The organism is Ureibacillus sp. 179-F W5.1 NHS (assembly GCF_045369345.1).
GTDB lineage: Bacteria > Bacillota > Bacilli > Bacillales_A > Planococcaceae > Ureibacillus > Ureibacillus halotolerans.
Genome location: NZ_JBIQFG010000062.1, coordinates 1 through 12,725, shown reverse-complemented (window position 1 = coordinate 12,725; position 12,725 = coordinate 1). Strand labels below are relative to the sequence as shown.

Sequence of the window (12,725 nt, the reverse complement as noted above, 5' to 3'; positions counted from 1 at the left end):
AATCGCCGGTTAAATACCGTCAACTAACTGTAAAGTAGGGTGTTTTCTTATTGTCTCAAAAATGATGGTCAGTACCCTTAGACGTGCAGCTTTTTATGCCCCGCTATTAGGAAAAGAACAAATTGCTTACTATATATATCAAGTGACGACCGTTCTTATACTATTAAGTTTATTTTTTCTCAACATTAAACCCGATTCTCTTTTATTTAATATCGGACTAGTTGTCTATATTTTAGGGATTGTTTTATATGCGGTATCTACAATCAATTTTGCCAACCCTAAAATGAATGGAATAAATGTAAACGGGCTATATAGAATCTCCCGTAACCCGATGTATGTTGCCTATTTTATTTATTTTTTAGGCTGTGTTTTACTTACCCAATCATGGATTTTATTTGGGTTATTAATCATTTTCCAATCCTCATCTCACTGGATTATTCTTTCAGAAGAAAGATGGTGTATAAAGAAATTTGGTGCCGACTATATAAAATATATGAATAAAGTGAGACGCTATATTTAAAAGTGTAAAGTAGTAATTACTAAAAGCGTTCATCTTTTATTAAATTAGTGACTTTAAAATTCAATATAAAAAGGTTGTAGTTCATCATTTAAGCAGTACTCAATTCTTTGTTTGAAGTTTTTCCAAGTGACCATTTTCAATGCTTGGTGGATTGGAAAATAACCTACTTCTAAACTTTCAGAACTTGTAGTTGGCACTCCTCCGATAGGTTTACCTAAAAATAATGTATTGCATATACACCCTTGGACATTTTGAAAGACGCCACAAAACTTCGTAATTTCAATATCAATACCGGATTCTTCTTTCGTTTCTCGAATGGCCGCGTCCTTTAAAGATTCCCCTTCTTCTACTTGACCACCTGGCATTTCCCAGCCTCTTTTAGGTCCTTTAATTAATAAAATTTCATGATCATCATTTAAGACAATCGTTGCAGCTGAAATAATATGTTTTGGTGTAGCCATCTAAAGTGAACCTCCCCATAAAAATCCTCTTTTTCATTATTCAATAAAAGGTTCATGATCCCCTCTCTAAAAATTATTTGTTACTTCTTCATCTTATAGCCAATATAGAGAATGAAGAACCAAACAGGGGCTACGAATAATGCAACGCGCATATCCGGAATGAAGGCCATTAAAACGATAACAAGGGCTAAGAATATTAGGGCTAAATAAGTTGAAATCGGGTAGAACGGTACTTTAAATTTAATTTTTTCCCCTTCCAATTTCGTTTTTGATTTTCTAAAACTTAACTGGGCTAAGAGAATAATTGTCCAGCTCGTAATGACCGCAACGGTTGCCACTGCGGAAATATATAAAAATACTTTTTCAGGAACAATATAATTCAACACAACAGCCACTAGTAAAAAGAATGAAGAAAATAAGATGCCCCGTCTTGGACTACCATTCTTGCTAAGGGTTTTAAAAAATTTTGGTCCGTTATTTTGCAAAGATAAATTGTAAAGCATTCTTCCTGAACCAAATAAACCACTATTAAAGGCCGATAACGCCGCTGTTATGACAACGAAGTTTATAATATGGGCTGCGCCTGGAATACCAACATTATCAAAAATTAATACAAAGGGACTTCCGTTAGATCCGACTTCATCCCACGGATATAAAATCATCATGATGCCTAATGCACCGATGTAGAAGATTAATATTCTCCAGACAACATTATTAATAGCAGAAGGAATCGATTTTTGAGGATTCTTTGCCTCTCCTGCTGTAATACCGACTAACTCGACGCCACCAAAGGAGAACATCACAAGTACAAGGGACATTAAGATTCCTTCAAATCCATTTGGTACAAAACCTCCATGGGACCATAAATTATCAAAACCAATTGGCTCACCATTGTTACCAATACCAAATAAAATAATGCCTAATCCGAGGATAATCATCCCAATAATAGCGACTACTTTAATCATCGCAAACCAAAATTCAAACTCCCCAAACGCCTTTACATTCGCAAGGTTTACAATTGTAATGAGGATGAGAACGACAAGGGCTGACACCCATTGGGGAATATCCGGGAACCAATAATTCACATAAACACCGACTACCGTTATTTCGGCCATTCCAACGACAATCCACATAAACCAATAAGTCCAACCCGATAAATACCCTGCAAAGGGGCCTAAATAACGATTTGCATATGTACTAAATGAACCCGATACAGGTTCCTCTACAGCCATTTCTCCTAGTGCCCTCATAATGGTAAAAATAACGAATCCACCTATTAAATAGGAAAGTAAAATCGCTGGTCCAGCCATTTGAATGGTTGCACTAGAGCCATAAAACAAGCCAACCCCAATAGAACCACCTAGGGCAATTAACTGGATATGTCGGTTGCTTAAACCTCTTTGAAGCTTTTTATTTTCACTCAAAATGTATTCCTCCTTAAATGTTCGAGATTTTCTCCATTGCAAGTTCGATAAAAACAAAGGAATAAAAAAACGCCCTTTTGGATTAACCAAAAGGACGATTCAATTCGTGTTACCACCTTTTTTCATAAGCAACTCACATTGCTTATCTTCGTAAGTACGGTCATTTCCGACGATACTTTAGCACATAGTGACGGATGCCAAACCGGTGTAGCCTACTAAGGAAACCCTTTTCAGTACACAGCTCCAAGATGAATTCACAATTGTTCAACATGCACCTCTCATCAACCGGTTACTTTCTGTCTGTTAACATGATTGCTACTAATTCTTTTCATAGCCTTTGTTCTTATATTTCGTTTTGCAAATATTTTTCGAATTGTTTATTATTTTATAGATTAATTTCAATTTGTCAATATAGTCTCATTTTCAAAAATAAAAAATAAGATTATTTATCTATTGTTGTGAACAATCTTATCGATTCGATTATAGAAGGTTCAATATAATTTGCCTTGAAACTCCCCTCTTTATAATTTCCCGATTTCTTTCATTTCTAAAAAATCCTCTTCTCGAATTTCCCTTTTTTCCGTTAGTAAAAGGGATTGGAAGGTTTCGAATAAGTCTTGAATTTCTTTTTGTTCGTTGATTAATTCCATACCTTTGTGATAGGTATCTTCATCTTTGTACCTTGTAATTTCTAACCATTTTGTTTCTTCAGTTTTGCTATTTAAATAGACTGTATGGAAATCTAAATAACGATTGTAAATTTCGGAGGCTTTTTCTTGAATGGCTAAATATTGCTCCACTTTATCCTTTTGAATATGGTACTCGTATATTTTGACAAACATTTATTTCCGCCCACTTCCCATCTTCTTGGCTTCCATTGATTTTTCATGCTCAAGTAGCCATTTTTTTCTCCATAGACCACCTGCATAACCGGTTAATGTTCCGTTCGAACCAATGACTCGATGGCATGGGATAACGATACTTAATTTGTTTTTACCGTTGGCGCTGCCGACTGCGCGAATCGCTTTTTCGTTTCCAATCGTAACGGCAAGCTCTTTATATGATTGGGTTTTGGCATATGGGATTTCTGTTAACGTATTCCATACTTCTCTTTGAAAATCCGTTCCTTTTAACTCATACGGGAAAGTAAACTCTTGGCGAATGCCTCGAAAATATTCATCTAGTTGGTTATAACAATCGATTAAAGAAGTAGGTGTTTCTGCTTGTACCCATTCCGCGCCGCTTTCGTTTTCAATGAATAAAATGGATTGGACTGCTTGTTCTGTTCCAATAATTTCGATTACCCCAATTGGTGATTTGTATTCTACTTTAAACGTTGTCATATATTGACCTCCAAAGATAAAAGGTTGCATAGGCTTGCCAACCTGTCCAGCTAGCCGCATAGTCTTCTATTTCCTCGATTGTCGGTTTCCGCTCCAAGCCTAATTGCTCTTTTAAAGCGTTATGAAGCCCGACATCTGAGATTGGGAATGCAGATGGATCCCGCAAGCATTTCATGATGACATAATGGGCTGTCCATGCTCCAATTCCTCTTATTTGTTTTAATGAAGATTCGATTTGTTCCATGTCTTTTATCTGAAGCAATTTTTTCTTAGATAATTCCCCTTCTGCCATCATTTTTGCAATGCCAATCGTATATTCAGCCTTCCTCGTCGTAAATTGCAATTTCTTTAAATCGTCCACATTTAAAGCAGCGATTTTCTCGTAGGATGGAAATAACCAATACTGCTTACCTTCATAGGTTAAACATTCCCCAAATTGCTCCACAAAACGTTTCTTTAATGTGTACGCAAAGGTTAAATTAATTTGCTGACCGATAACGGCCCAAACGAGGGCTTCGAATAAATCGGGGATCCCAATAATCCGTAAGCCCTTATATGTTGACACAACATTTTTTAAAATTTTGTCGTTGTTAGCCATTTGGTAAAAGCCTTCTAAATCTTTGTCTAAATCAAACCATTCTGAAACAAACTCCCCTACTTTTTCACGGGCAAACTTAGATGGAACGGTCATCGGAAATTCTACCTTTATGGCGCCGTCACTAAAACTAATTTTACATAAAACCAATTCATCATGGACTTTGATTAATTTATAGACCGCTTCCCCGTTTATTTGATGGAGAATTTCCTGGTTAGATCTACCTAAAAAAATGAGACATTCTTCAAAATGAAAATCAGTCGGTGGATATAACTCGATAGTAGATTCAGCATCAATCCATTTCATAGAGAAGTTCCTTTCGATATTCACTAGGTGAACAGTTTTTTAAAGCTCGAAATACTTTATAGAAATTAGAAGGACTTTGGAATCCAACTTCGTAACAGATTTCTAAATTTGTTAAGTTAGTATTTTTCAATAAATAAGCCGCTTTATCGATACGTATTTTTTCTAAATACGTACGGGGTGTCTCATTCGTTTCTTGTTTAAATAATCGTTCCAAATAGAAAGGACTTAACCCTACTTGTTCCGCTATATCCTTTAATCCAATCGATTGTTTATAGTGATTTACTAAAAACGTTATGATTGTTCGAACAGTTTCGATATGGGGAGAGTGCTCTACTTCCGGTTGACACCTTTTACAAGGACGGTAACCAGCTTTTTCAACTTCATTGATATCATGGTAAAATTCCACATTCACCTTCTTCGGCTTTTTTGATCTGCAAGAAGGACGACAATAAATTTTCGTTGTTTTCACAGCTGTAAAAAAGAGACCATCATACTTCCGATCACAGGCAATGATTTTTTCCCACATTTCTTCAAATGATAGATGAATACTCGTCACCATGTTCCCACCTCTTCCACTTTAGTATCTCCCGTAACCCCTTTGCCTTTAAGCATATTACAATTTACAAGTACTGGTAAAGATAATGTGCTTTTAAAGTTTACTGGACTCATTTTAACAAGGAATCCCCCTTTATTTCGTCCTCATTCTTGCTGTTATGGTCTAGTTGAAAGTGATTGTTTAACTATGGAAATAGAATCTATAATGGAAACAAATGAATAGATTTTTACTGTGGAGGTAGTTATTTGTTATATAGTCCTAAATGGAGTAAGGCAAAGAAACATTTGAAAAGTTTAGTTTGTGATACGTTACGATCAAGGGTCGACTTTCAAGTAATCAATTACCGAAGAGCCCATGATCAATTAGGCAGAGCGGTTATTACTATCGATAAAGTAGAAAAACTTAGTATGTGTACAATTACAGCAGAACGAGCGGAACATTACAAAGAGTGGGAGATAAGAGCTCATTTTGATAATTACGATTTCGATGATGTGGAAAACAATATTTCGATTCAAGATGAGGCTCATCAACAATTAAAAAAAGAAGGAATCTATGGTCAATATGACTTCTTCTTTACATTAGAACAATATTTTAACTCATCTATTGAAGACTCATTACAATCTACAGATATTTTAATGAAAATATTATGTTTATTAGATCGCCGTGTCGGAAAAAGAACTTTACTTAAAATGAAAGATTCGATTTTAACGGAACACGAACTCGTTCAGGAGTTTTATAAACTCCGTTGCGAAGCAGAAAAGCTATCTATTACTGCGTAAAAAGTGGGGATACTACCCCACTTTTTTCTTTGTTTTGCATTTAATTTTATTCTGAAAATTAAAACTTGATTTTCTTTTTTATTTTCGTTATTATATATCTAAATGATATATATCTTTTAGATAGGTGGTCTGCTAGTGAAAGGTTATAATGAAACGACTTATGCCATTTTAGGAATTTTAACGACGGATTGCCGATCTGGCTATTCGATTAAACAATTTATCGATCGAAGTCTTAATCATTTCTGGAAGATTAGTTACGGACAAATTTATCCAACATTAAAATTCATCGTACAAGAAGGTTTAGCGGAAGTTCATACCGCTACCACTTCAGGTAAACCAGATAAAAACGAATACACTTTAACTCCAAAAGGAATTAAAACTTTAAGAAAATGGCTTGAGCATCCGATTGAACAACTTCCCGCCGAACGCAATGAGATCCTACTAAAATTATTTTTCGGACGATTCCAAACCCGTGAAACGACCATCTCCCTCCTTGAAAATTACAAACAAAAATTACAAACGCGCATGGAAACATATCAATCGATTGAACAGGCCATTATCGATTGTGCAGACGAAAATGATGTGGATTCAATGTATTGGTTATTTACTTTAGACTATGGAAAGAGAGTCACGAGAGCTGCAATTGACTGGTGTAATGTTACCCTTGAGAAGTTCATAGCTGAGGAGGAGTCATAATGACCAAAGAGGTTTTCACTGGCCGTTATACGACGGAAAATACAGAGGATATCGTTGTATTCATCATTGGAATGCGAGTTAATAAACGTCTAGCTATTCACAAATGGTTACCAGTATTTAACGCGATGCCTGGGATGATTAAGGAACTTTATTCCCATAAAGATGAATTAGGCTTTTTATCGATGGAAAGTTATTTCGGTTTAAGAACGACGGTCATGATTCAATATTGGCGTTCAATGGATGATCTTCTTGCTTATGCAAAATCAGAAAAACATTTAACTGCATGGAAACATTTTAATCAAAAGGTCGGTAACAATAATGCCGTTGGAATTTACCATGAGACCTATCAACTAAAATCAGAACAATATGAAGCTTTTTATGGCAATATGCCCGCTTATGGCTTAGGAAAAGCATTGAACCCCGTTGCCGTAACTTCAAAACTGAATTCTGCCCGAGATCGACTTAATTTATAAAATTCACGTTAAAAACCTTTAATCTATTCGATTGAAGGTTTTTCCTTTTAATTGAAACAAATATTTTCCCAATATTGTATACAATAGACTACTCCATTATAATTTGTGTCACAAGAACAATGAATGGAGGATGAGATGGGATGAATTATGATGTCATTATAATTGGTGCAGGTTCAATGGGTATGGCAGCGGGTTATTTTTTATCGAAAAGTGGGAAAAAGACTTTATTATTAGATGCCTTTACCCCACCTCATAACAAAGGGAGTCATCACGGGGAAACTAGAATTATTCGATACGCTTATGGTGAAGGTGAAGAATATGTTCCCTTTGTCCTTAGAGCACAGGAATTATGGAATGACTTAGAAAAAGCAACTGGGAAGCAATTATTTCTCCAGACAGGAGTTTTAAATGTGGGCAAGGAACATTCGGATTTTATCCAAAATACGATTTCGAGTGCGAAAAAATATTCATTACCATTAGATATTCTGTCTTCAAAAGAAGTACATAATCGCTGGCCTGGCATAACACTACCGAATGATTTTATTGGCTGCTTTGAACCAACGTCTGGCGTGCTAAAATGCGAAGAAAGTATAAAAGCTTACCAAGAACTTGCCGAATTAAACGGTGCGACAATCTTAACAAATAGTCAGGTAAAAGACATTTCGATTAAGGATGACAGAGTAACGATAAAGACCGACAATCAGACCTTTTACTCGGATGCATTAGTCGTTTCAACAGGTGCATGGTCAGGAAGCCTTCTTTCAACGTTAGACTTAGAGCTTCCCCTCTCACCAGTTAGAAAAACGTTTGCTTGGTTTCAGGCGGATGAAAAAATGTATCATCAAGATCATTTCCCTGCCTTTACCTTTGAAACACCAAATGGACAATATTATGGTTTTCCAAGTATTGATGGCGCCGGATTAAAGGTAGGTCGACATGATGGCGGAGATCAAATCCATCCAGATGAATCCATCCTTCCCTTTGGAGAATTACCAGAAGATAAAGGAGATTTAATTCATTTTTTACATCAATACATGCCTAAAATCAGTCAATTACAATATGGAAAAACGTGCATGTATACCCTTACTCCTGATGAGGATTTTATCATCGATTTACATCCTAACTACTCTAACGTGGCCATCGCAGCAGGTTTCTCTGGACACGGATTTAAATTTAGTAGTGCCGTTGGACAAGCATTAAGTCAATTAATCCTTTCTGGTCAATATGATATCGATTTATCGCCCTTTTCAATAAATCGTTTTAAAAATTAATAGATAAAAGCGAATCTTATAGAAAATGGAAGTAGATTCCTCTTATAAATCCATCAAAAAGGGAAACTTTTAAAGTATAATAAGAGTGGTAAAAAATTTTCGGGGGGCCGTAATATTATGGTTTCAGATAAAAAAAGCGCTCAAATATATGCCTATGAATACATTCGGGATCGTATGTTAGACGGCACTTATAAAGGTGGTATGAAGGTCGTTGAAGAACGGCTTGCCGATGAAATTGGGGTAAGTCGTACACCGATTCGCGAAGCAATTCGACGACTTGAACAAGAAGGATTAATTAAGGACAAGCATATTTATGATCCGACCGTTCAAGATTTGATCAACATATATGAAATGCGTATTTTAGTAGAAAGCTTTGCAGCCCAAAAAGCAGCAAAACATATGACTCCAGAAACACTAAAAGAACTTAAAAACACGTTAAAGGAATCTCGAAAAGCACAGTCAAAAAATATATACGCTGCCAATCAACGCTTCCATGATTTGATCGCTGAAGAATGCCGTAATCCAAAAATGATTGAAATATTGGAAAAGGTCCGTACTGTGTTCTATTTATTTAGTTTAAAGCTCGACATTTATAAACGTCCACAATTAATTGATGAGCACGAAGAAATTTATAAAGCGATTGAAGAGCGTAATGAAGAACTTGCCGGTGAATTGATGGCGCAACATTTAAGAAATGACCGCGACTTCACCTTGGAAGAACTATCAATGGTAAATGGAAGATAAATTAAAACCTAACTATTATCGTTTATCGAAATAGTTAGGTTTTACTTTTGGCCAAAATAATGACTACTATTTTTCGAAGTCTTCTTTTAATAATGAATACATATATAAATCGTCAAATTTCCCACTGGTAAACTCGTAATTTCTTAAAAGTCCTTCTTTTATAAACCCTTGTCTTTCCACTAGCTTTTGTGATGCTTCATTTGGTGGTTCGATTAATGCTTGTATCCGTTGTAAGTTAAGCTGTTCGAATCCATATTTAATCACGGCTTCGATTGATTCCTGTGCAATTCCTTGTCCCCAGTAATCCTTGCTTAGTTCAAAGCCAATATCTGAACGAAAATGTTGGGAAACTATATTTAGAAAGCCACAACTACCAATGACTTCGCCTTTGCCTTTTAACGTAATCCCCCATCGAATACCCGTATTGTTTTCTCTTATGGATTGATACCAAGCTATTTCATCTAAAGCTTCGTCTACTGATTGAAATGGTGCTAATCCATAGTATTTCATCACTTCTTTATCAGATAAATAGGTAAAAATATTTTCCGCATCTTCTGGCGTGATTTCCCTTAAAACTAAACGGTCCGTTTCAAGGATAGGAAATTTGTTTTCTATCACTTTTCCCACTCCCTACTTTCTTTTGATTGTTTTTATTTGTTCCAATAATTTTTCTCAAAAAATTGAACGATTTCCTCTTTATAATGGTATGTATCATTTATCTTTTGCAATAAATCAAGATTATGAGTATGGGCTTTTCCTGTTTCAAGTAGTTCTCGATATAAATCAAGATACGGTAGTTTTTTCTGAATGGCCCTATTGAATTCTTTTTCTATGTCATAGGAAACTTTTTTAAATTTCACCTCTGCCATCCCTTTATCATCTATTTCAAGAATGGCATATTGGGCACGTTGGTTGGAATGTAAATTGTCCCATCTGTAAAACGGTTGTCCGATTGTTCCCGGGTTAATAATTAATTGATCATTGCTACTATAGCGTAACAATTGATGATGGGTATGCGCATAAATAGCAATATCATAATCTTGATCAAATAACTGATCAAAGTTTTCCTGATGGTTAGTCGGCCATAAATCCCCACCATAACTTTTATTTTGCAAATGATGACTAATACTAATAGATAGATGATTCACTTGTTTTGTTATATGTAATGGTAAATTTTTAAGGCGATTCATATTGTTTTCATTTAAATTTTCACACTGATATTGGGCTAACCGGGAAACATAAATATCCGTCGCGTTATCAAAATCAATTTCTTTATTAAGGACATCAAGGAAGCTGTCTTCCCAGTTCCCCTTTACATAAGTAGTAACTTTAAGCCGATCTAATATTTCAAATAACTCATTTGTCCCTGGCCCAGGCATGATTAAATCTCCTAAAAACCAATAGTCAGTGACACCTTCATGAACCGCATCTTCTACAACCGCCTCTAACGCCGTTGTATTTCCATGGACATCTGCTAATAATGCAATTCTATGTTTCATCTATATTTTCCTCCAGAATGATTAAAAAGATATTATATCCGGACAATGTGACAGTACAAATTTAATAAATGTTAAAATACAATAAAGTGATTTAATTTTAATATTTAAACAATTTTTTTTAAAATAGCACCCGACTGTTGAAAATCATTTTTGACGATTAAGAAAAATACCTTTTCAATAAAGTCTTTTTGTATAACTTTCCTGAAGTCTTTCAGCAATTACATCAACACTAGAGTTTGGAATCTTAGCGTGTTCAAATAAAATTTTAGCAGCAGTTGGTAATGTTTCTTTATTAGCCCAAGAGGACGGTTCCCATAATTTTGACCTCTTAAAGGCTTTTGCACAATGTATGAAACATTCCTCTACTTCCACTACAATACCTACAATAGGTTTTTGTCCTTTAACAGCCATCTTTTCAAGTAGTTCATCATCTTTTACCAAACAAGCCTTCCCGTTAACTCTGAGTGTTTCTCCTAATCCCGGAATAAAAAATAAAAGACCCACTTTCGGATTTAATAAAATATTACGCATAGAATCTATTCTTTTGTTTCCTGGTCTTTCTGGAATAATTAAATGCTTATTATCAAGTACATGAACAAAACCAGGCATATCCCCTCTTGGTGAAACATCACAGAAACCTAAATTATCAGAAGTTGAAATTACTAAAAAAGGTGACATAGAAATAAAATCATAACAATGATGGTCTAAATCTGTAATCATCTTTCTTATTACTAATTCACTCGGAAATCCAATAATAGAACGTAATTCTTCTTCAGTTTCAATAGTATTTTTAAATTTATTATTTTGTTCCAAACAGACTTCGCTCCTTCGATTTACGACTAATATAGGAACTGCTGATATAAATAAAGTGACAATAAGAATTATTTCTTACCTTTTCGTTCTAAAAATATAGGTGCTATATTTAGTAAGATAAAAACAATTGTCATAAACCATAATGCCCTTCCGTAATTAGGTACTTCACCCAAAAGTGACCAATCTTCCTTTTTTACCCACTCCGATACAAGACTGTATTCTGTACAAAGTGTTAATGCTGTAAATGATAACCCCATTGCCATCGCGAACTTGTAATCTTTACCTGTTGCATACATATAAAGATTTACAATAGTGGCTACTAAAGCAAAAAGACCTATTATTAGCCACATAATGATGTCTCCAATTCTTCCCTTTTTTATATAGACTTTAATTGTAATTATATGGTTCCCAATACGTCCTTTGACAACCTTTCATATAATGTTGTTCAACAATCTGACTCTTTAATCGAATAAAACACTTTCCTTATTCTAAAGTGACCCCCAAATGTTAGACACAAATTTATCATTTGGAGTGCAGTTCAATTCAAGGAAAGTGCCCGATTGTGGAAAATCGTTATTTAACAAGCCCCTCATTAGTTATACATAAAGACTTACATAGTAATTACATATCAATATATAATGGATTTCATTAACGTACAGTCACTTCCAATAGAGCATGTCAGCATTATTAGTCATTGAAATTAACTTCAATTACATTGCTTAATTACCTTGTAAAATATGTGACAAGTGAGATTGCCCAGGATATAACACAGAAAAATACTAGTATGACAACTAGATTAAAAAAGGAGAATGCAAATAGTGTAAAGCCTGTGAAAAGTGTTGAAAGAACTAAACTCCACAGTACCCTTCTTTTAATACTCACCATTGCTTGAAAGACAATAAAAACAATTGCAATTAATATCGGCCACCAATAGATGATGGAATTTACCAACATGACAAAAACCCCTTTTAATTCATTATATAGTGATATAAAATAGATAACTACCAAAATATGTATTTCGCTCTAGGTTTTTTTTACACTTCCCTACTTATAAGCACTTCTCAACAATATCGCCCTTTAATTTGAATAAAGCACTTTCCTTATTCAAGGAGGTACTGCACCCCAAAAGTTAGAGTAAAAAAACTAACTTTTGGGGTGATTTTTTATAACTAAATATAATGAAGAATTTAAATTGATGGTGGTTCAAGAATATTTAAGTGGCTCACTAGGATATAGAGCGATAGC

At 34.8% G+C, this 12,725-nt stretch carries 17 protein-coding genes and 1 other annotated feature; of the genes, 6 read left to right on the top strand and 11 right to left on the bottom strand.

Annotated features, from left to right (window positions below):
* Positions 1-61: 61 nt before the first annotated feature.
* Complete coding sequence (locus ACH0B5_RS16940; protein WP_406928188.1) at positions 62-520, top strand: methyltransferase family protein; 459 nt, start codon at positions 62-64, stop codon at positions 518-520.
* 53 nt (positions 521-573) lie between these two features.
* On the opposite strand, the gene ACH0B5_RS16935 is transcribed toward ACH0B5_RS16940, so the two are convergent.
* From ACH0B5_RS16935 to ACH0B5_RS16910, 6 genes are all read right to left on the bottom strand, one after another.
* Positions 574-981, bottom strand: coding sequence for an NUDIX hydrolase (locus ACH0B5_RS16935; RefSeq protein ID WP_122973188.1), 408 nt, complete (start codon positions 979-981; stop codon positions 574-576).
* An 80-nt stretch (positions 982-1,061) separates the two neighbouring features.
* Complete coding sequence (locus ACH0B5_RS16930) at positions 1,062-2,405, bottom strand: amino acid permease (protein ID WP_122973186.1); 1,344 nt, start codon at positions 2,403-2,405, stop codon at positions 1,062-1,064.
* Positions 2,406-2,492: 87 nt separating this feature from the next.
* Positions 2,493-2,746 (bottom strand) — a binding site (T-box leader).
* Positions 2,747-2,926: 180 nt separating this feature from the next.
* The gene (locus ACH0B5_RS16925; RefSeq protein ID WP_122973184.1) at positions 2,927-3,247 is read right to left on the bottom strand and encodes a hypothetical protein; all 321 of its coding nucleotides are present in this window, start codon (positions 3,245-3,247) and stop codon (positions 2,927-2,929) included.
* A complete protein-coding gene (locus tag ACH0B5_RS16920) occupies positions 3,248-3,748 on the bottom strand; it encodes a methylated-DNA--[protein]-cysteine S-methyltransferase (RefSeq protein ID WP_406928187.1) in 501 nt (166 codons plus the stop codon).
* A complete protein-coding gene (locus tag ACH0B5_RS16915; protein ID WP_406928186.1) occupies positions 3,735-4,649 on the bottom strand; it encodes a DNA-3-methyladenine glycosylase family protein in 915 nt (304 codons plus the stop codon). The genes ACH0B5_RS16920 and ACH0B5_RS16915 overlap by 14 nt, the downstream gene beginning before the upstream one ends.
* Positions 4,636-5,208, bottom strand: a complete 573-nt coding sequence (locus ACH0B5_RS16910; RefSeq protein ID WP_406928185.1) for a bifunctional transcriptional activator/DNA repair enzyme AdaA — start codon at positions 5,206-5,208, stop codon at positions 4,636-4,638. Before ACH0B5_RS16910 ends, ACH0B5_RS16915 begins: the two co-directional genes overlap by 14 nt.
* A 242-nt stretch (positions 5,209-5,450) precedes the next feature.
* Between ACH0B5_RS16910 and ACH0B5_RS16905 the strand changes: the two genes are divergently transcribed.
* From ACH0B5_RS16905 to ACH0B5_RS16885, 5 genes are all read left to right on the top strand, one after another.
* On the top strand, positions 5,451-5,984 hold the full coding sequence (locus ACH0B5_RS16905; RefSeq protein WP_122973178.1) for an SF0329 family protein: 534 nt from the start codon (positions 5,451-5,453) through the stop codon (positions 5,982-5,984).
* 135 nt (positions 5,985-6,119) lie between these two features.
* Complete coding sequence (locus ACH0B5_RS16900; protein ID WP_406928184.1) at positions 6,120-6,680, top strand: PadR family transcriptional regulator; 561 nt, start codon at positions 6,120-6,122, stop codon at positions 6,678-6,680.
* Positions 6,680-7,153 carry a DUF4188 domain-containing protein gene (locus ACH0B5_RS16895; protein WP_122973174.1) on the top strand — a complete coding sequence of 158 codons (474 nt, stop codon included), beginning with the start codon at positions 6,680-6,682 and terminating at the stop codon, positions 7,151-7,153. The genes ACH0B5_RS16900 and ACH0B5_RS16895 overlap by 1 nt, the downstream gene beginning before the upstream one ends.
* A 140-nt stretch (positions 7,154-7,293) precedes the next feature.
* Positions 7,294-8,424 (top strand): N-methyl-L-tryptophan oxidase, encoded by a 1,131-nt coding sequence (gene solA / locus ACH0B5_RS16890; RefSeq protein ID WP_406928183.1) that lies wholly within the window; start codon positions 7,294-7,296, stop codon positions 8,422-8,424.
* Between the two features lie 117 nt (positions 8,425-8,541).
* Positions 8,542-9,168, top strand: a complete 627-nt coding sequence (locus ACH0B5_RS16885; protein WP_406928182.1) for a GntR family transcriptional regulator — start codon at positions 8,542-8,544, stop codon at positions 9,166-9,168.
* A gap of 66 nt (positions 9,169-9,234) precedes the next feature.
* Here the strand turns inward: ACH0B5_RS16885 and ACH0B5_RS16880 are convergent, their stop codons facing one another.
* The 5 genes from ACH0B5_RS16880 to ACH0B5_RS16860 all read right to left on the bottom strand — a co-directional run bounded on the left by ACH0B5_RS16880 (position 9,235) and on the right by ACH0B5_RS16860 (position 12,434).
* Positions 9,235-9,783, bottom strand: coding sequence for a GNAT family N-acetyltransferase (locus ACH0B5_RS16880; protein WP_406928189.1), 549 nt, complete (start codon positions 9,781-9,783; stop codon positions 9,235-9,237).
* Positions 9,784-9,818: 35 nt separating this feature from the next.
* The gene (locus ACH0B5_RS16875; protein ID WP_406928181.1) at positions 9,819-10,667 is read right to left on the bottom strand and encodes a metallophosphoesterase family protein; all 849 of its coding nucleotides are present in this window, start codon (positions 10,665-10,667) and stop codon (positions 9,819-9,821) included.
* Positions 10,668-10,841: 174 nt separating this feature from the next.
* A complete protein-coding gene (locus tag ACH0B5_RS16870; RefSeq protein WP_122973167.1) occupies positions 10,842-11,480 on the bottom strand; it encodes a pyridoxamine 5'-phosphate oxidase family protein in 639 nt (212 codons plus the stop codon).
* Positions 11,481-11,548: 68 nt separating this feature from the next.
* Positions 11,549-11,830 (bottom strand): hypothetical protein, encoded by a 282-nt coding sequence (locus ACH0B5_RS16865; RefSeq protein ID WP_122973165.1) that lies wholly within the window; start codon positions 11,828-11,830, stop codon positions 11,549-11,551.
* Between the two features lie 373 nt (positions 11,831-12,203).
* A complete protein-coding gene (locus ACH0B5_RS16860; RefSeq protein WP_158599726.1) occupies positions 12,204-12,434 on the bottom strand; it encodes a hypothetical protein in 231 nt (76 codons plus the stop codon).
* Between the last annotated feature and the right edge of the window lie 291 nt (positions 12,435-12,725).